Source organism: Ewingella sp. C233 (assembly GCF_055407225.1).
Window position 1 is genome coordinate 450,921 of sequence record NZ_JBUZRI010000002.1, and the last position, 17,697, is coordinate 468,617.

Below are 17,697 nucleotides of genomic sequence, written 5' to 3' on the forward strand. Positions count from 1 at the left end.
CTGCAGACAGATGTTCGACGGTGCAACCGGCCTGCGTTCCTCGTATACTGGTATAACAAGTTTCACCCCGGCAGGCGATTGACCTTCCTCACTCAACGAGCCTTCCCGCTTGCGTTTATATCAATGAAGAGCAAAACCATGGAACCCACTGAAACCAGACGTCTGTACCAACAACTGGCAGCCACGCTCAAGGAGAGAATTGAGGGCGGCGTTTACCCCGTCGGTGAGAAATTACCGGCCGAACGCCTGATTTCAGAGGAGATGAACGTTAGCCGCACCGTGGTGCGTGAAGCCATCATCATGCTGGAAGTGGAAGGTTATGTTGAAGTACGTAAAGGGTCTGGCATTCATGTGATGTCCAACCAGCAAAAGCATCTGGTCGTAACCGACAATGGCCTGGAATTTGGCGCCGCAGGTCCGTTTGAACTGTTACAAGCGCGCCAGTTGATTGAGAGCAATATTGCCGAATTTGCCGCCACACAGGTCACGAAGCAGGACATCATGCGCCTGATGGAAATTCAGGAACAGGCACGTCTGGAAGACCGCTTTCGCGATTCCGAATGGGACCTTAAGTTTCACATTCAGGTGGCGCAGTCCACCCAGAACAGCGCGATGGCGAGTATCGTCGAGAAGATGTGGAGCCAGCGCCGTCAAAATCCTTACTGGCGAAAATTGCATGAGCATATTGATGCGAAGTCGATCGAAAGCTGGTGCGAAGATCATGACCAGATCCTCAAGGCGTTGATCCGTCGCGATCCGCACGCGGCCAAACTGGCGATGTGGCAACACCTCGAAAATACCAAGCAGATGCTGTTTCGCGCCACCAGCGACGATTTTGAGTTTAACGTTGACCGCTATCTCTACTCCGAAAATCCGGTCGTGCATCTCGACGCGCCGACATTGAATGTCACGTCGCTGCTGAACAACAAATAGTCCCTCTGTTTGCGGCAGGCCGTTTTCTGCGGTCTGCTGTCCCCGCGTTAAGATCTTCTTCTGTCCCGGTTAATTCCTTCGCCCACAGTGAACGTTTCCAAATAAAAGTTTTCTGAAATAAGAGTTTCTTAAAAAACGAATTCCAGACACACCTGTCAGCCACTGTCGAGTTGTGTCAGCGAGTGTAAAAGCGCGGCCCGCTGGGCGTTGCGAACTTATATCATTCGGTTTTAACAGGTATATTTACCTGTCTCAAACAGGGTAGTTTTGTTACAGTTACTGGACTTTTCTTACCGTGAGCGCCATGGAAAGGCGTACTTATCGGTCGGGTTATTTCGCGCTGAGCCGTGGCGCTCCGCACTAACTCCGGCGGGTTAACTGAAAATTATGGAGTTCCGCTAAAGTACATGGAAATCATTAGTTCGCTCATCGATGCCCTCTGGCAACAAGATTACGAAACTCTGGCCAACCCTTCGCTGGTCTGGGCCCTCTATATTATTTTGTTTCTGATTATATTTCTGGAAAATGGTCTGCTTCCGGCCGCTTTTCTTCCCGGTGACAGCCTGCTGATTTTAGTCGGCGTGCTGATCGCAAAAGATGCGATGAATTTCCCGCTCACTGTTTTCCTGCTCACCACCGCGGCCAGTCTCGGTTGCTGGCTGAGTTATATTCAGGGGAAATGGCTGGGGAACACCCGAATAGTTCAGGGCTGGCTGGCCCATCTTCCCGTGCAGTATCACGAACGCGCCCACAACCTCTTCCATAAACATGGTCTTTCGGCCCTGCTAGTTGGCCGTTTTCTGGCGTTTGTTCGCACACTGCTGCCAACAATCGCCGGGTTGTCGGGACTGAACAATATGCGCTTCCAGTTCTTTAACTGGGTGAGCGGTCTGCTGTGGGTGTTGATTCTGACGACGCTCGGCTACTTCCTCGGTAAAACGCCACTTTTCCTGAAGTACGAAGATCAGTTGATGAATTGCCTGATGCTGCTCCCACTGGTCTTGCTGGTCGGCGGTTTAGGAGGATCGTTGCTGCTGCTATGGCGTAAAAAGCAGGCTGACCGCCAGAATAAAGGCAATAAAGCACCATGAAAATGCCGCGCTTCCAACGCCAGGCAGTGTGGCCAACGCTCTTTTTAATGCTGCTGCTGATAGCGGCCGCAGCGGGCTTCACTTTATCGCGGATGCCGCAAAGCAACATTACCTTGCAGATACGCCCCGCGCGTACCGGGCTTGCTTTACCAGACGGTTTCTTCGTCTATCAAAGCCTTAACGAGCGCGGTATCCGTATTAAAAGTATTACGCCATTGCAGGACGGGCTGATTGTCCAGTTGGACTCCCGTGAGCAGCGCCAACTGGCTGAACGCGCCTTGCAGGATATCCTGCCGGTAGGGTTCTCTATCAAGTTGTGCGAACCGCCTAAATCCCCGCTGTGGGTGCAGAAATTCGCGGGCGAGCAGCTCAAAATCGGCTGACCCCGATCCGGTTTCAGATTCCTCCTTTAAGCACATCTATTTTTAGCTGTTATAATTCCTTCTGAAATATCGAAAAAACGTATGCGTCACGCAACGCAAGACGTCCCAGGAAGAAACGTTCTGCGTTTCACAATGATTAAGGAAGCTCTCTCATGAAATTGCGTTTATCTGTTCTGCTCGCTTTACCCGTTCTCGCCTTATCCAGCGCCGCTTTTGCTGCTCCGCAACCTGAGAGTTGTGTGACCAAGCAGCAGGAAATCCAAACTCAGCTCGATTATGCTCATCAGCATAATAATAAAAATCAGATCAATGGCTTACAAAAAGCCCTGAGCGAAAGCAAAGCACATTGTACCGATGCCGATCTAAAAGCTGACAATGCCAAACGCGTCGCTGAAAAAGAGAACAAAGTTCAGGAACGTGAACAGGAGTTGAAAGAAGCTCAGGCTACGGGTGATCATGAAAAAATCGCCAAAAAACAGAAAAAACTGGACGAAGCCCAGTCTGAATTACGGGAAGCACAGGGCAAATAATCCCCTGCATGACTGTCCATTTTTACCGGTACATAGCGGATTTTCGTTGGGTTTTTATGACCTTTCTGAGTGGTTATCAGCGCATTCGCAGTTGCACTCAGCCAAATATCCGCTATGTTAAAAGTTCGCATCAGTTAACGTATGGAGTGACTTACACATGGCTAATAACACCACATCAGAACATCTGCGCGCAGAACTTAAATCATTGGCAGATACCCTGGAAGAAGTACTTCACACTTCTACTGACAAGCCAAAAGCGGAACTCGACAAGCTGCGCGGTAAAGCAGAAAGCCTGCTGAAAGATACCCGTTCACGCCTGAGTGATACCGGCGACAAACTGGCTCATCATTCAAAAGAGATCGCTGGCCGTGCCGACGATTACGTTCATGACAAACCCTGGACTGGCGTTGGTATTGGTGCTGCCGTCGGCGTCGTGATTGGCGTTCTGTTAGCCCGCCGCTAATTATGGCTGATCACTTAAAAACGCCGCCACAGGGACCGGGCAAAGGGATCCTCGATACCGCTTCACGCATCGTCACCGTACTGGTGGGGATTGTTGAAACGCGTGTCAGGCTGGCTGTTATTGAGCTGGAGGAGGAAAAGGCCAATATTTTCCAACTCCTGCTGATGGCAGGCATCACCCTGATTTTCACTGCATTCGGTTTAATGAGCCTTCTGGTCGTGCTGTTTTGGGCGATCGATCCGGCTTACCGTTTGATGGCGATGGGAACCACGACCGGGGTGCTGTTATTCCTGGCGGTGGTTTTCGGTTTATGGACGCTATCCAAAGCGAAACGTTCAACGTTATTGAGCATGACGCGCAAACAGCTGGATATTGACCGTATATTGCTGGAAAAGGATGACGAATGAGTACGCCTGACCGCGTTATCGAAAAGGTAAAACTGCTGCGTAAGATTGATCGTCAACGTGCCGAACTGGCTGTGGGCAGCGTCGAGTGGCTTGAAGCCACAGCAAAAGTGGATCGCGGCTGGGTGAAGTTGATTGATATGCGCAAGTATCTGGTGCTTGGCTCCAGCGTACTGGCCATTTATGGCATTCGCCACCCGAGCAGTGTGGTTCGCTGGTCGCGACGGGCGTTTGGCATCTGGGGTACGGTGCAGCTTTTTCGCCGTAATTTTATGAAGCTTTAATCTTCATATCCCGCTGAAAATAAACACATAACCAGGCTCTTTTCGCCTCTGAAAAGCAGCCAACTAAAGAGGCCAGGCTGAGTTATTCAGTCTGGCCTCTTTCTTTATGTTCCTGGCTACCCATTCAATTTATTTGATGTTAATAGACAGTTTTACTTGCTAACAACCTCACAACTTTCGACTTATTATCTCGCCATCAACCTGACGCGGTAACGCAAGGGGATAATACCCGAACGTACCGTTAATATATTTTCGCCCATTTGGGCGACACTTTCCCGGAGTCGAAGATGAACAAGGTAAATAACACAGTCCTGCTGATTGCACGTATTTTGATGCCAATTCTTTTTATCGTTGCAGGCTGGGGCAAAATTAATGGCTACACCGCCACTGCCGGTTATATGACCTCAATGGGCGTACCTAGCTTCTTCTTGCCACTGACTATTCTGCTGGAATTTGGTGGCGGTCTGGCGATTCTGTTCGGCTTCCTGACCCGTACTACTGCGATCATCACCGCTGTGTTTACCGTTCTGACCGCGCTTATCTTCCACACTGATTTCGCTGTCCCAGTAAACCAGATGATGTTCATGAAAAACCTGTCCATCGCCGGTGGTTTCCTGGCCCTGTTCGTGGCTGGCCCGGGCGCATTCAGCATCGACCGTTTGATCAAGAAAAACTGGTAATCCCCGCACCGGGATATACCGCTATACTGAATAAGATTGTGGGCGATGTGATTATTCACCTCGCCTTTTTTATTTCCTAAAGATCACCGGAATGAAAGGTAAAATCATGGGACAACTGGTTGACGGTATCTGGCAAGACATCTGGTATGACACCAAATCTACCGGCGGACACTTTAAACGCACGGAGTCGCAGTTTCGTAACTGGATAACACCCGACGGTGAAGCGGGCCCGCACGGTAAGGGCGGTTTTGCCGCTGCGAAAGACCGTTATCATCTGTACGTGTCGCTGGCCTGTCCGTGGGCACACCGTACGCTAGTGATGCGCACGCTAAAGGGGCTGGAAAAAATCATTCCCGTCTCCGTTGTTCATCCCCTGATGCTAGAAAACGGCTGGACTTTCGGCACTGATTTCCCCGCGGCTACCGGTGATGATCTCTACCACCTCAATTTTGCCTACGAGATTTATCTGCGCGCGCAGAAGGATTACACCGGGCGCGTGACGGTGCCGATTTTGTGGGATAAGCAACAGCAAACCATCGTCAGCAATGAATCCGCCGATATCCTTCGTATGTTTAACAGCGCATTTGATGCGCAGGGCGCACTGGCCGGAGATTATTACCCGGAGAAACAGCGTGAAGTGATTGATGAAGTGAACGCGTGGGTTTATCCGCAGATTAACAACGGCGTCTATAAGGCCGGTTTTGCCACCAGCCAGGACGCTTATGATGAAGCGGTAAATAGCGTCTTTGCGGCTCTGGACAAGGCCGAAGCGATTCTGGAGAAACAGCGTTATCTGACCGGCAATCAGCTTACCGAAGCCGATTTACGCCTGTGGACTACGCTGGTGAGATTTGACCCGGTGTATGTCACGCATTTTAAATGCGATCGTCACCGCATCAGCGATTATCCGAACCTGTACGGCTTCCTGCGTGACATCTACCAGATGCCGGGCATCGCTGAAACCGTGGATTTCGCGCATATCCGCAACCACTATTACCGCAGCCATGCGACCATCAATCCCTTCGGCATTATCTCAACCGGGCCAGCGCAGGATCTTGATGTCGCACACGGGCGTGACGTAAGGTTTGCCTGAATCTGCGCCTTCCCTTTTCACGAGGGGAAGGCGCAGAGGGAGCGTGGGTGGCGCTGCTCAGAGAATTATTTCACTTCCCGCGTCGCCAGCAGTTTCACAATTTCACGCAGGAACCAGGCTTTCGCCTCGCCCATGCTGTCGCGACGCCACGCCATAATAATATCCGACTCGCGGTTGTATTCCGCACTGACTACCCGCAGACGCCCTTCGGCGATATCCTGCTCGACCAACGGATAGGGCATCGTCGCGACGCCTAATCCTGCCAGCAGCGCTTTACGCTTTTCTTCAATAGTGCTGACGGTGAGACGTTGTTGCTTGTCGAGAAGCTGTACAGTGATCACCGGCCGCTCGCGGGCGGTGTCCGCCACGGCAATGCCGCGGTATTTGACCCGGCTGACCTCGGAGAGAGGTTCGGCTTCCAGATGAATAGGATGATCCGGGGCCGCCACGTAAACGCTGACCAGCTTATAGAGTTTGCGGCTATTGATTTCTGACGAAGACCGAAAGTGCATATCAGGCGCGATGACGATATCGGCGCGGCCCTGCTCCAGACGCTCCCAGGCACCGGCTAGCACTTCGGTGATCAACGAAACCTGAGTATTGGCTTTCAGCGCCAGTTTTTCGATCAACGGGAAAAGCTGCGTGGCGGGCGCCAGCGCTTCACAAACGATGGTGATCTGGGTTTCCCAGCCGCGCGCCAGTGCTTCAGCATCGACGGTGAGTTTGTCGGCCGCTTCGAGCAGAACCCGGCCGCGTTCCAGCAACATGCGCCCCACATTGGTGAATTTTGTCCGATGACCTGAGCGGTCAAACAGCACCACGTCGAGCTCCTCTTCCAGCTTCTGCATAGTGTAGCTCAATGCAGAAGGCACACGGCCCAGCTCGTCTGCCGCCGCCGCGAAACTGCCACGACGGTCAATGGCATCCATAACCCGTAATGCTTCAAGCGTTAGTGCGCGATCCTTAGCCATGCGTTTCTCTGTCAGGAATTTTGAATATGCCGACCAGATTAACTGGCTAACAATCGTGCGTCCAGACGCTTACCATTTATCCATCGATTATTTTAATGAGCCAGACCGCCATGATTAAGAGCAGAACAGCAAAAGAGTGCGGCACAGCTGACTTTGGTTGGTTGAAGGCGCGCTATACCTTTTCGTTCGGACACTATTTTGATCCGAAATTAATGGGCTATGCCTCTCTGCGGGTGCTCAACCAGGAAGTGCTGGCGCCGGGTGCCAGCTTCCAGCCGCGTACCTATCCGCGTGTGGATATTTTGAATTTAGTATTGCAGGGTGACGCGGAGTACCGCGACAGCGAAGGCCACAGCGTTCGCGTAAAGGCCGGTGAGGCTGCGCTGCTTTCTACCCAGGTCAATGTCAGCTATAGCGAGCACAATCTCAGCGCAACGCAGCCGCTGACCCGGATGCAGCTGTGGCTCGACGCCTGCCCGGAGCATGAAAATCCGTTGATTCAGCAAATGAACGTCGGCAACGCGCCGCACCTTTTGCTGGCATCGCCGGACGGTGAAGACGGCAGCCTGCAATTGCGACAGCAGGTGTGGATCCATCATCTGGATCTCCCCGCCGGTGAGCAAATAACCTTGCCGCTGCGCGGCCCTCGCGCCTATTTACAATCAATCCATGGGCAGATCAACGCGCTCGGGGAGGAAAGTCAGGAGATGCAGAGGCTGGTGTGTGGCGACGGGGCGTTCATCCACCTCGAACCGCAGATCACGATCACTGCCAGTACGCCGTTACGGGCATTGCTGATTGATTTGCCGGTGTAAAAGGTTAGAGAAAACGCGGTTCCCAGAAATGATAAAACCCCGTGTAACTTGCGTTACACGGGGTTTCTTTATAGAGGGAGTTGACCGTTAAGCCGGGTTCTGTCGTGGACAATCATTCCTCTAGGCCAGCAATCGCTCACTGGCTCAAGCAGCCTACCCGGGTTCAGTACGGGCCGTACCATGTGAACCCCTATTTGGCCTTGCTCCGGGTGGAGTTTACCATGCCACGGACTGTTGCCAGCCGCGCGGTGCGCTCTTACCGCACCCTTTCACCCTTACCTGATCCCACTTGCGTGGGCCATCGGCGGTTTGCTCTCTGTTGCACTTGTCGTAAGCTCACGCTTCCCAGGCGTTACCTGGCACCCTGCCCTATGGAGCCCGGACTTTCCTCCCCTTCATCTGTCTCCCCCGAAAGGGACGGCAACGAAGCGGCGATTGTCTGGTCAACTCCGCGGCGGATAATAGGGCATTACTCCCTACTTGTCACCCTCTTGCTGGTCGAGTGCGTATTTATACAACGCATTTTTCTTCACATTATGGATTTCAGCCGCCAGCGCTGCGGCCTTTTTCAGCGGCAACTCTTTTTGCAGCAGCGCAAGCGTACGTAATGCTTCGGCAGGCAGCACTTCGGTATCCACTTTGTGACCTTCAACAATCAGCACCATTTCGCCACGCTTACGGGTTTCATCCTCCAGCACCCAAGCCAGCAATGCGCCGACCCCGTCACCGCGAATATTTTCCCAGGTTTTCGTCAGCTCCCGGGCAAGAACGACGTAGCGATCTGGCCCCCAGACTTCGACCATATCCTGCAGGCTGTCGAGTAAACGGTGGGTGGATTCGTAGAAAATCAGCGTGCGCGGCTCTTCAATCAGTGCCTGAAGGGTATCTTTTCGTGATTTCGTTTTTGCGGGAAGAAAGCCTTCGTAACAGAAGCGATCAGAGGGTAAACCGGCCGCGCAAAGTGCGGTGATCGCCGCACAGGCACCGGGTAATGGCACCACGCGCACACCGGCTTCGCGGCAGCGGCGAACCAGGTGATAACCGGGGTCATTGATCAGCGGCGTCCCGGCATCAGAAACCAGCGCAATACTCTGACCTTCCTGAAGTTTTGATAATAAATGCTCGGCTTTTTGCTGCTCATTATGGTCATGTAAAGGATACATTTTGGCGCTGATACCAAAATGATGCAGCAGTAATCCGGTATGGCGGGTGTCCTCCGCGGCAATCAAATCGACGCTGTTCAGCACGGCCAACGCACGTTGGGTAATGTCCCCTAAATTGCCGATCGGAGTCGGTACGATGTAGAGCGTTGATGCAGAAATATCTGCTTGATCGTGTTGATTCATTGTTTCATCCGGATTGCCGATTTAATATTGAGCATCTTGAAAAAAACATCACTGGAAACTGAATGCCTTCCTCAACTACTTTTCGTACCCGCACGGGACGTTTAATCCCTGCCGTTATCGTGGCGATACTTCTCGCCAGTTGTTCGAGCCAGGCTCCGCAGACGCCGACTGAAACCGCTCAGTCCAAGGCGACCGGCAGCTCAGACTATTATCTGCAGCAGGCACAGCAAAGCGGTGATGATACCAAGGCTGACTGGCAATTACTTGCAGTTCGTGCCCTGCTGCGCGAAGGCAAAGTGCCACAGGCCGCCAGCCAGCTGGCACAATTGCCGCAGAAACTGAGCGCAGCACAAACTCAGGAGCAGCAACTGGTCAGCGCCGAAGTTCAGGTTGCCCAGCAAAATTATCAGGCTGCCGCGACCACACTCAGCAAAATTGATCCCTCCAACCTGACTGACGCGCAGAAAGCCCGTTTCTATCAGGCACAAATTGACGCCAGCCAGGGCCGTACCAGCCTCGGCCTGCTGCGCGCTTATATTGCTCAGGAGCCGCTGCTGCAAGGTAAACCGCATCAGGACAATATCGATGCGACCTGGAGTGCGCTGACGCAAATGACGCCGCAGGATGTGAGCGGAATTGCCATCAATGCCGATGAGAATACCCTGCAAGGCTGGCTGGATCTGCTCAGCGTCTGGCAGAGTAATAAACAAGATCCTGACCTGCTTAAAGCCGGTATCAAAGACTGGCAGCGCCGTTATCCGGTCAATCCGGCGGCGAAAACCTTGCCAACACAGCTCAACGGCGTGCTCAGCTTCCAGCCCTCTTCTACTGAGAAAATCGCCCTGTTCCTGCCGATGAGCGGTGCCGCACAAGTTTACGGTAACGCAATTCAGCAAGGTTTCAATGCGGCAATGAACGGCTTGCCTGGACCGGCTGCACCACAGCAGGCGCCGGTAGATCCTAACGCCGCGACACCGCAAACCGACCCGAACGCTGCCGTCAGCCCGTCGGCTGCGGATACCACAGCAGCACAAGGCACGCCAACGCAGGCTCAACCGGCCGCACCCGCAGCGCCGGCAGTGAGCGCCACACCGGCTAATCCTCATGCGCAGGTGAAAGTCTACGACACCTCCACACAGCCGCTGGCCGCCTTGCTGACTCAGGCGCAGCAAGACGGTGCCACCATCGTGGTGGGACCGCTGCTCAAAGATAAAGTGACAGAGCTGGGTTCTACTCCGACGCCATTGAACGTTCTGGCCCTGAATCAGCCAGAAACTGAGAAAAACAGTCCTAATATCTGTTACTTTGCGCTCTCGCCGGAAGATGAAGCGCAGGATGCAGCCCGTCATATGTGGGCTCAGCATCGCCAGATGCCATTACTGTTAGTACCTCGCGGTAGCTTCGGTGACCGTATCGCTCAGGCTTTTGCCGATGAATGGCAAAAACAGGGCGGGCAAACCGTGCTTAAACAGGGTCTGGGCTCCTATTCTGAACTGAAATCGACGATCCGCAGCGGTATCCGCCTGACGGGTACGCCAGTTTCCAGCAGTGCGCAAACGGCCGCGCCGGCTCAGCAGGGTGTGACCATCGGCGGGATCACCATCCCGGCACCACCAAGCGATGATCAAATCACGCAGGCCACCAGCGGTGGCGTTTCCGGCAATGTGGATTCGGTTTATATCGTTGCCACGCAGGATGAACTGACGCTTATCAAGCCAATGATTGATCTGGCCGTCAGTGGCCGTAACAAACCTGCCGTTTACGCCAGTTCGCGCAGTTATCAAGCCGGTGCCGGTCCGGATTACCGTCTGGAAATGGAAGGCGTGCAGTTCAGCGACATTCCGCTGCTGGCAGGTAACAACCCGCAATTGATGCAGCAAGCAACCAGTCAGTTCAAAAATGACTATTCGCTGGTGCGTCTGTATGCCATGGGAATCGATGCATGGGATCTGGCTAACCACTTCTCGCAAATTCGTCAGATCCCCGGCTTCCAGGTTTCAGGAACCACCGGTCAGCTGAGCGCCAACGAGAATTGTGTGATCCATCGCAAACTGCCGTGGCTGCAATACCGTCAGGGTTCGCTGGTGCCGGTTTCTTCTTAAGGTTTCCGGCCTAAGACAACACTGAAAGTTTCGCTCAGGCATCGGAATTGCCGCCATTAACACGTACAAGGATGTACTGATGTTTAAAAAATTACCGACGGCCCGCGAGTGTGGTGCAGACTATGAAGCGTTCGCCCGCCGCTATCTTGAGAAAGCAGGGCTGATTTTCGTCGCCGCCAACGTGGCGTGCCGACGGGGTGAAATTGACCTGATCATGCGCGATCGGCAAACCTGGGTGTTTGTTGAGGTCCGCTACCGTCGTAATGCCTTGTTTGGGGGCGCAGCGGCCAGCGTAACGCATCAAAAACAGAAGCGGCTGTTGCAAGCCGCCTCTTTCTGGCTTGCAGATAGAAACGCAAGCTTTGACACATCATCTTGCCGTTTTGATGTTTTAGCCATCACGGGTAGCCAGATAGAATGGCTGTCGGATGCATTCAATGCGGATTGAGATCGTTTTGAGACTGACGGACTGCCCGACCGAGCAGCCGACATTTTACTGACTGGACTAAATCACGTGCTGGATAGAATCAAAGCCTGCTTTACTGAAAGTATTCAAACCCAGATTGCCGCTGCTGAAGCGCTGCCCGATGCCATTTCCCGTGCTGCGATGACGCTGGTCCAATCGCTGCTCAATGGCAATAAGATCCTCTGTTGCGGTAACGGTACGTCGGCTGCCAATGCCCAGCATTTTTCAGCCAGTCTGATTAACCGTTTTGAAACTGACCGGCCAAGCCTGCCAGCTATCTCGCTTTGTGCGGATAATATTGTGCTGACCGCCATTGCCAACGATCGTCTGCACGAAGAGATTTACGCCAAGCAGGTTCGCGCACTGGGCCAGGCGGGCGACGTTTTACTGGCGATTTCCACCCGCGGTAATAGCCGTGATATCGTCAAAGCCGTTGAAGCAGCGGTGACCCGTGATATGACCATCGTCGCGCTGACAGGTTATGACGGCGGTGAGTTGGCCGGTTTGCTGGGGCCTCACGATGTTGAGATTCGTATTCCGTCCCATCGCAGCGCACGTATTCAGGAAATGCATATGCTCACAGTGAATTGTCTCTGTGACCTGATTGATAACACGCTGTTCCCACACCAGGACGATTAAGGAGTTCCAATGAAGGCAAGTCCTCTGTTTGCAGTACTGTTAAGCGCCCTTCTGTTACAAGGCTGCGTGGCCGCTGCCGTTGTTGGCGTCGCCGGCGTGGCAACCAAGACCACCACCGATCCGCGCTCCGTGGGTACACAGGTGGATGACGGTACGCTGGAAGCGCGGGTAAGCAACGCGATCAGCAAAGATAAACAATTAAAAGATGAAGCCCGTATTGTCGCCACCGCCTACCAGGGAAAAGTCCTGTTAACCGGTCAGACCCCAACACCTGATATGGCCGCTCGCGCCAAACAGATCACCATGGGTGTCGAAGGTGCAAACGAAGTTTATAACGAGATCCGCACTGGTAAACCTGTCAGCATGGGAACCGCGTCAATGGATACCTGGATCACCACCAAGGTGCGTTCACAAATCCTGACCAGCGATACGGTAAAATCTTCCAACGTGAAAGTGACGACCGAAAACGGCGAAGTGTTCCTGCTGGGACTGGTAACGCCTGAAGAGGGCAAATCAGCGGCAAGTATTGCCGCCGGTGTCAGTGGCGTGAAACACGTCACCACGGCGTTCACTTACGTGAAGTAAGCGTTAGCCATCAAGATCGTAAAAAGGGCCTGGCATTGGATGCTGCGCCCTTTTTTTATGCCATGAGACAGGCAGGACTAACGCAGTTTGTGTTCTGCGAGGAAGTTATCGCCACCTAGCTGGCTCATCTGGCGCAATATCCACTGCTGACGACGCAGCACGTAAGCCGAAGGTGCATTGACTTTAAACAGGTGCGGATTAGGTAACACCGCCGCCAGCAGTGCGGCCTGAGACGCGGTCAGCTTACTGGCTGGTTTATGGAAAAAGTGCTGGGCAGCCTGCTCGACGCCAAAAACACCGTCGCCGAACTCCACAATGTTCAGATAAACCGTGAGGATTCGACGTTTACTCCACACCGTCTCAATACCGACTGTGAGCCCGGCCTCCAATCCTTTGCGTACCCAACTGCGCCCATCCCAGAGGAACAGGTTTTTGGCGGTCTGCTGAGAAAGCGTCGAAGCGCCACGAATACGCCCATCGTCTTTATCACTTTTTTCCAGCACCGACTGAATGGCGTCCACATCAAAACCCCAGTGCTCGGGGAATTTTTGATCTTCCGCTGCCATGACTGCTAGCGCCATTGGCGGTGATATTTCACTCATCGGTACCCAGTCCGAATGGGCGACGTAGCTGAAATCGCCACTCAGCCAGGCGGAAATTTGGCGCTCCACCATCACGGCGGAGAATGGCACCGGGAGAAAAGAGAACAACAAAATTCCCGCCACCCATAAGCCAAGGAACAGTATTACCAGGCGCTTCAGCCATTTTATCGGAGCCCTGAACAGGGCCATTCCTGACGATTTACTCATTTAATCCATTCCATGACACATCTGACCAGCTTATCAATTCCCACGGCTGCTTCACCGTCGGATTCCTCCGACAACAAGCCCGGAGTGCTAACAATTTTCATTTCGAGATTGACGACAATATCATCTGCCGGACACGAAACATGTTCAGCCCCAATCTCATCAAGGAGTTCCGCGCGATCAACATCCGTACCCAAAGTGACCCGTACGTCGGCATCCGTAAGTTTAGGGGCCAGTATCGCCGCCTGACTAATGAAGCCCAATGGTTTGCGCTGCTTATGTATTTCCTGCGCTAAGGTAAGCAGTTCTTTATCAATAGTGTAATCGTTTCCATCGATCTCCAGTGTCGTTAAGCGCCGGATCGCGCCAAATCCACCGGGGAAAATCAGCGCGCTGAGGTCCTCAGGAACCGATTCCTTAAGTGAAATAATTTCACTTAAGGAGAAAATCGATGTTTCTGTTGTACAAAGAACCCTTTCACTTTCACAGGATAAAAATAAACTTTTTATTACAGCAGGTTGAACGTCGCTCATTGTAATACACTGGTTTTTTATACCGTACTTTTTCAGAGTCAGAAGGACTAAAAATGCCTCCTGAAACTCCGTTTTATCGGCAAAATCCTCACCACAGAGCAACACGCCGACAGGCTTCATTTGTATTCTCCAAAAATTCCTGCAATAAAGGCTTGAAGTTTTGTATAGACAAAGACTAATCTACATCACAGTTTTTAATGAATCTTGTAACAGTTACGCTTATATTTGTTATGTTGATTCCTACAAGATGTATTAGACTTATCGGCAGAATTACCAAAACCTGCGAAACCAGAACCCTTAAAATTATCGCGGGTTAACGATTTCCCTGGTGTTGGCGCAGTATTCGCGCACCCCGGCCTCGGCTGGGGTTATTTTTTTTCAGCGTTTGCTGTCCATTCGCGTAAAGTTTGCACATCGTTGCGCCACTCCAGTTTCAGCTCATCAATCCATTCCTGAACGTTGTCCCACCATGCCGGCAACGTTGGCGTCTGAATTTGTTGCGCCAGCTGTTGCAGATGTTTCAACCCCACTGACCCCGCCGCCCCTTTGATCTTATGACCTTCCTCAGCGATACCCGTCTGATCGCGGGCGATCATGTTGGAATCCAGAACAGCCAGATAATCCGGCATCATTTTTTCAAACATATCGGCACTCTGATAAATCAGGCCCGGCCCGACCAGCTCCATGTATTGTTCAAGCATGGTGATATCCAGCAGTGATTCTTGCGTTTGGGTGGTCACAGAAGGCTCCTCAGTTGAAACAGTGTCAGGTTGGTGATCCCAGAATTGTTGAATCATGGCGGTCAGCGCAGAAACAGACAGCGGCTTACTCAGCACGTCGTCCATGCCTGCGTCGAGATACTCTTTCTTATCCTTGAGCACGTTGGCGGTGAGCGCCACCAGCGGTGGAAGATGCTGCCCGGCGTAGTCCTGGCGCAATTTGCGGGCAATATCCAGACCGGTCATATCTGGCAGCTGGATATCCAGCAGCACCAGATCAAACTCGTCCGGGTCGAACATCGCCAGCGCGTCATGGCCGTTCATCGCGACTTCCACGCTGTTGCCCAGTTTCTCCAGCACCGAGCGTGCCACGATCACGTTCAGTTCAATGTCTTCCACCAGCAGCACGTTCAGCGCAGGTAAAGGTAGCGCTTCCTCTTCATCCTTTTCGCTGAGAGGCTCGTCCGGCGTCGGCGCATTGACCGTCAGGGTGAAGCACGAACCTTTGCCCTGATCACTGCACACCGTAATGTCACCGCCCATGCTCTGCGCCAGGCGTTTGGAAACCGCCAGTCCAATACCCGTGCCGGTCGCAGGCTTGCCACCGTTCTGATCTTTCACCTGGTAATACATGGCGAAGATTTTATCCTGCTCATCTTTCGGAATGCCCATTCCGGAATCCTGCACGTCGAAGCGCAGCAATTCGCCACCGTCATGATGAACACGCACGACGATTTCGCCTTCACGCGTAAATTTCACCGCGTTACCAATCAGGTTCCACAGGATCTGCCGCAGGCGGGTGCCATCGGTGATGATGCTATGCGGCAGTGGCAAGTCCGGCTGCATCACAAATTTTAGCCCTTTAGGCTGGGCCAGCAAACCGGAGAGGTTCTCCAGGTCGGAGAGGAAACCGGTGAAATCGACCGTCTGGTTATCAAGATGGACTTTGCGGCGTTCAAGTTTGTCCATTTCAATGATGTCATTGAAGATGTTGCCGAGCGTGATCGCGCTGACGTGAATAGTTTTCAGGTAATTGTGCTGCTCGGCGTTCAGGTCGGTATCAAGCAAAATACGGCTAAGGCCGACAATGCCGTTAAGCGGCGTACGTAGCTCGTGACTGATTGTTGAGATAAAGGTGGTCTTTTCCCTGCTGGCGTTCTCCAGCGCGTCCTGATAGCGCTTACGCTCGGTAATATCGCGCCCGAAGCCCATCAGGCCGTGGCGTTTACCGATGCGGTCATAAAACGGCACTTTACGCAGTTCGAAACAGGCTTTGCGGCCATCGGGATAGACTAGCCACTGTTCATACGTCAGGGAAACGTTATGGCGGAACACTTTCTCATCAGTTTCTATCACCTTCTCGGCGATATCCGGGCTGTAGACATCGTCCGGCGTCAGCCCAATCAATTGTTTCTCGCTTTTGCCGGTCAGCAGTTCCATGGCTCGGTTACAGCCTGAGAATTCTTTGTCTTCGTTACGGTAGTACACCAGATCCGGCGAGGCATCGAGGAAAGAACGCAGCAAAGCTGATTGCTGGCTGAGTTCGATTTGCGCCTGCTCACGATGGTGCATTTCAAGTTTAAGTTTATCGACCACCGCCAGACGGGCTTCTTCAGCCTTAATACGGTCGGCAATCTCCTGATTGAGCTGCGTGATATTGTCTTTGAGCTGCTGGTTCAGCTCGAGATCGCGATGGCGCATCTCTTCAAGCTTGTCCACCAGCCGCGACAAACGCTGACGGGACTCTTCGAGCTGTTCCACGACAACCGAAAGAAAATAGACTGCCCAGGGCGTTATCAGCAAACCAAAGAATATCGAGCGAACCACGTCGATGCTGTCGACCTGCCCGCGCAACAACATGGTGACGGCCATCTGGACAATCATCGCCAGCACGACCAGCGCGGAAGCCAGCAGCAGTGAAAAACGTACCAGTCCCAACTTGACCATCAGGTCAACGTAATACTGGGCTAAAACCCGGATTTGCTTCATAACGATTCCCTAAAGACGAAGACGTTCGAATCATACCGCATTTACACGCTCAGATAAGCCCGGGATGCGCCTGCGGGTAGCGTCGGGTATCAACAATGTGAACCGCGTTATGCACTGCACCGTTGAGGGGCCTGCCATAGTGCATCGGGGCTTAAATACGTGCAGATATTGACTAATAACCGGCGGGATATTATTAATATTGCCCGGCGTCAATCAGCCAGGTCCTTAATCTTCTCAGGCTTTACGCCACTCCCTGTCAAAACGCCCCTCATGCCGCGCATTGCAAGTGAGAATAACTATTCATTATTACTGCAAATAAAGTCACTTCATGTGGTATGAATAATTCTTATTATTGCGGCCCTCTTAGTACATTATTACTGTCTGGTTAAAAACAGTCACAAAGCACATGCGGTGGCGATTTCTCAGTATAAAACACTACGATAATGACCACTGCCAGCACGGTGCACAGTTAGCCCCCAGTCAGGACAGTGAGACAGCTCACACTTCGGGGAACAAACCTTATTGAAGTCATGGGTTAAAAAATGGCTATAAATACAAATAAATCATACTCATAGATAGGTTTTACGCCTTTTTGTTATAACTTAAATCCGTATTTGACCTGCTTGTGCTTTCTCGCTAAGTTGGAAGTCCGCTGGAAGCAATCTCGACGGGTGTACCACTCGTCATATTTATGCAGTAATTGAAGACTCCCTCATTAAAACAAGTCAACCACCACTTGTGAGAACCGTCACGAGGGGCCTTTGACCGGGAAACTCAGGCATTCAACGCACCGCAAGAGTGCGCGAAAATGTGAGCCCTCCCTGTCTAAAAGCCCCCTCGCAACAGGTGTGAGAGTCTCGCAGAG

19 protein-coding genes and 1 other RNA gene are annotated in these 17,697 nt (G+C 52.5%); 14 read left to right on the forward strand and 6 right to left on the reverse strand.

Annotated features, from left to right (window positions below):
• The first annotated feature begins 138 nt into the window (after positions 1–138).
• The 9 genes from exuR (at position 139) to ACZRKO_RS14495 (ending at position 5,861) form a co-directional block, all read left to right on the forward strand.
• Complete coding sequence (exuR, locus tag ACZRKO_RS14455; protein WP_463737939.1) at positions 139–933, forward strand: transcriptional regulator ExuR; 795 nt, start codon at positions 139–141, stop codon at positions 931–933.
• Positions 934–1,340: 407 nt separating this feature from the next.
• Entirely contained in the window at positions 1,341–2,024 is a 684-nt protein-coding gene (locus ACZRKO_RS14460; RefSeq protein ID WP_463737940.1) for a DedA family protein, read from the forward strand.
• Complete coding sequence (gene mzrA, locus ACZRKO_RS14465; RefSeq protein WP_463737941.1) at positions 2,021–2,407, forward strand: EnvZ/OmpR regulon moderator MzrA; 387 nt, start codon at positions 2,021–2,023, stop codon at positions 2,405–2,407. The genes ACZRKO_RS14460 and mzrA overlap by 4 nt, the downstream gene beginning before the upstream one ends.
• Before the next feature lie 152 nt (positions 2,408–2,559).
• The gene (locus ACZRKO_RS14470) at positions 2,560–2,937 is read left to right on the forward strand and encodes a DUF1090 domain-containing protein (RefSeq protein ID WP_463737942.1); all 378 of its coding nucleotides are present in this window, start codon (positions 2,560–2,562) and stop codon (positions 2,935–2,937) included.
• A gap of 157 nt (positions 2,938–3,094) precedes the next feature.
• Entirely contained in the window at positions 3,095–3,400 is a 306-nt protein-coding gene (locus ACZRKO_RS14475) for an ElaB/YgaM/YqjD family protein (RefSeq protein WP_463737943.1), read from the forward strand.
• A gap of 2 nt (positions 3,401–3,402) precedes the next feature.
• Positions 3,403–3,807, forward strand: coding sequence for a phage holin family protein (locus ACZRKO_RS14480; RefSeq protein ID WP_463737944.1), 405 nt, complete (start codon positions 3,403–3,405; stop codon positions 3,805–3,807).
• Positions 3,804–4,088 (forward strand): YqjK-like family protein, encoded by a 285-nt coding sequence (locus ACZRKO_RS14485; RefSeq protein ID WP_463737945.1) that lies wholly within the window; start codon positions 3,804–3,806, stop codon positions 4,086–4,088. Before ACZRKO_RS14480 ends, ACZRKO_RS14485 begins: the two co-directional genes overlap by 4 nt.
• Before the next feature lie 287 nt (positions 4,089–4,375).
• Positions 4,376–4,768, forward strand: a complete 393-nt coding sequence (locus ACZRKO_RS14490; RefSeq protein ID WP_463737946.1) for a DoxX family protein — start codon at positions 4,376–4,378, stop codon at positions 4,766–4,768.
• A 106-nt stretch (positions 4,769–4,874) separates the two neighbouring features.
• Positions 4,875–5,861, forward strand: a complete 987-nt coding sequence (locus tag ACZRKO_RS14495) for a glutathione S-transferase family protein (protein WP_463738109.1) — start codon at positions 4,875–4,877, stop codon at positions 5,859–5,861.
• A gap of 65 nt (positions 5,862–5,926) precedes the next feature.
• Here the strand turns inward: ACZRKO_RS14495 and ACZRKO_RS14500 are convergent, their stop codons facing one another.
• Positions 5,927–6,832, reverse strand: coding sequence for a LysR family transcriptional regulator (locus ACZRKO_RS14500; protein WP_463737947.1), 906 nt, complete (start codon positions 6,830–6,832; stop codon positions 5,927–5,929).
• 110 nt (positions 6,833–6,942) lie between these two features.
• Here ACZRKO_RS14500 and ACZRKO_RS14505 point away from each other — a divergent pair, with 110 nt between their 5' ends.
• Positions 6,943–7,647, forward strand: a complete 705-nt coding sequence (locus tag ACZRKO_RS14505; protein WP_463737948.1) for a pirin family protein — start codon at positions 6,943–6,945, stop codon at positions 7,645–7,647.
• Between the two features lie 72 nt (positions 7,648–7,719).
• Here the strand turns inward: ACZRKO_RS14505 and rnpB are convergent.
• An RNA gene (rnpB, locus tag ACZRKO_RS14510) (RNase P RNA component class A) lies at positions 7,720–8,098 on the reverse strand.
• 25 nt (positions 8,099–8,123) lie between these two features.
• Positions 8,124–8,993, reverse strand: a complete 870-nt coding sequence (gene rsmI, locus ACZRKO_RS14515; protein WP_463737949.1) for a 16S rRNA (cytidine(1402)-2'-O)-methyltransferase — start codon at positions 8,991–8,993, stop codon at positions 8,124–8,126.
• A 62-nt stretch (positions 8,994–9,055) separates the two neighbouring features.
• Between rsmI and ACZRKO_RS14520 the strand changes: the two genes are divergently transcribed.
• The 4 genes from ACZRKO_RS14520 (at position 9,056) to dolP (ending at position 12,785) form a co-directional block, all read left to right on the forward strand.
• A complete protein-coding gene (locus tag ACZRKO_RS14520; RefSeq protein ID WP_463737950.1) occupies positions 9,056–11,095 on the forward strand; it encodes a penicillin-binding protein activator in 2,040 nt (679 codons plus the stop codon).
• Positions 11,096–11,174: 79 nt separating this feature from the next.
• Positions 11,175–11,543, forward strand: a complete 369-nt coding sequence (locus ACZRKO_RS14525; RefSeq protein ID WP_463737951.1) for a YraN family protein — start codon at positions 11,175–11,177, stop codon at positions 11,541–11,543.
• A gap of 66 nt (positions 11,544–11,609) precedes the next feature.
• Positions 11,610–12,200, forward strand: coding sequence for a DnaA initiator-associating protein DiaA (diaA, locus tag ACZRKO_RS14530; RefSeq protein ID WP_463737952.1), 591 nt, complete (start codon positions 11,610–11,612; stop codon positions 12,198–12,200).
• Between the two features lie 9 nt (positions 12,201–12,209).
• A complete protein-coding gene (gene dolP / locus ACZRKO_RS14535; protein WP_463737953.1) occupies positions 12,210–12,785 on the forward strand; it encodes a division/outer membrane stress-associated lipid-binding lipoprotein in 576 nt (191 codons plus the stop codon).
• 77 nt (positions 12,786–12,862) lie between these two features.
• Here dolP and mtgA read toward each other — a convergent pair whose 3' ends face one another.
• From mtgA to arcB, 3 genes are all read right to left on the reverse strand, one after another.
• Positions 12,863–13,594, reverse strand: coding sequence for a monofunctional biosynthetic peptidoglycan transglycosylase (gene mtgA, locus ACZRKO_RS14540; protein WP_463737954.1), 732 nt, complete (start codon positions 13,592–13,594; stop codon positions 12,863–12,865).
• A complete protein-coding gene (locus tag ACZRKO_RS14545) occupies positions 13,591–14,244 on the reverse strand; it encodes a type 1 glutamine amidotransferase family protein (protein ID WP_463737955.1) in 654 nt (217 codons plus the stop codon). Before ACZRKO_RS14545 ends, mtgA begins: the two co-directional genes overlap by 4 nt.
• Positions 14,245–14,492: 248 nt before the next feature.
• Entirely contained in the window at positions 14,493–16,832 is a 2,340-nt protein-coding gene (arcB, locus tag ACZRKO_RS14550; protein ID WP_463737956.1) for an aerobic respiration two-component sensor histidine kinase ArcB, read from the reverse strand.
• Between the last annotated feature and the right edge of the window lie 865 nt (positions 16,833–17,697).

Excerpts from the sequence above, each read along its gene's own strand:
- exuR (WP_463737939.1), top strand. The coding sequence starts at position 139 with ATGGAACCCACTGAAACCAGACGTCTGTACCAACAACTGGCAGCCACG.
- ACZRKO_RS14460 (WP_463737940.1), top strand. The coding sequence starts at position 1,341 with ATGGAAATCATTAGTTCGCTCATCGATGCCCTCTGGCAACAAGATTAC.
- mzrA (WP_463737941.1), top strand. The coding sequence starts at position 2,021 with ATGAAAATGCCGCGCTTCCAACGCCAGGCAGTGTGGCCAACGCTCTTT.
- ACZRKO_RS14470 (WP_463737942.1), top strand. The coding sequence starts at position 2,560 with ATGAAATTGCGTTTATCTGTTCTGCTCGCTTTACCCGTTCTCGCCTTA.
- ACZRKO_RS14475 (WP_463737943.1), top strand. The coding sequence starts at position 3,095 with ATGGCTAATAACACCACATCAGAACATCTGCGCGCAGAACTTAAATCA.
- ACZRKO_RS14480 (WP_463737944.1), top strand. The coding sequence starts at position 3,403 with ATGGCTGATCACTTAAAAACGCCGCCACAGGGACCGGGCAAAGGGATC.
- ACZRKO_RS14485 (WP_463737945.1), top strand. The coding sequence starts at position 3,804 with ATGAGTACGCCTGACCGCGTTATCGAAAAGGTAAAACTGCTGCGTAAG.
- ACZRKO_RS14490 (WP_463737946.1), top strand. The coding sequence starts at position 4,376 with ATGAACAAGGTAAATAACACAGTCCTGCTGATTGCACGTATTTTGATG.
- ACZRKO_RS14495 (WP_463738109.1), top strand. The coding sequence starts at position 4,875 with ATGGGACAACTGGTTGACGGTATCTGGCAAGACATCTGGTATGACACC.
- ACZRKO_RS14500 (WP_463737947.1), bottom strand. The coding sequence starts at position 6,832 with ATGGCTAAGGATCGCGCACTAACGCTTGAAGCATTACGGGTTATGGAT.
- ACZRKO_RS14505 (WP_463737948.1), top strand. The coding sequence starts at position 6,943 with ATGATTAAGAGCAGAACAGCAAAAGAGTGCGGCACAGCTGACTTTGGT.
- rsmI (WP_463737949.1), bottom strand. The coding sequence starts at position 8,993 with ATGAATCAACACGATCAAGCAGATATTTCTGCATCAACGCTCTACATC.
- ACZRKO_RS14520 (WP_463737950.1), top strand. The coding sequence starts at position 9,056 with ATGCCTTCCTCAACTACTTTTCGTACCCGCACGGGACGTTTAATCCCT.
- ACZRKO_RS14525 (WP_463737951.1), top strand. The coding sequence starts at position 11,175 with ATGTTTAAAAAATTACCGACGGCCCGCGAGTGTGGTGCAGACTATGAA.
- dolP (WP_463737953.1), top strand. The coding sequence starts at position 12,210 with ATGAAGGCAAGTCCTCTGTTTGCAGTACTGTTAAGCGCCCTTCTGTTA.
- mtgA (WP_463737954.1), bottom strand. The coding sequence starts at position 13,594 with ATGAGTAAATCGTCAGGAATGGCCCTGTTCAGGGCTCCGATAAAATGG.
- ACZRKO_RS14545 (WP_463737955.1), bottom strand. The coding sequence starts at position 14,244 with ATGAAGCCTGTCGGCGTGTTGCTCTGTGGTGAGGATTTTGCCGATAAA.
- arcB (WP_463737956.1), bottom strand. The coding sequence starts at position 16,832 with ATGAAGCAAATCCGGGTTTTAGCCCAGTATTACGTTGACCTGATGGTC.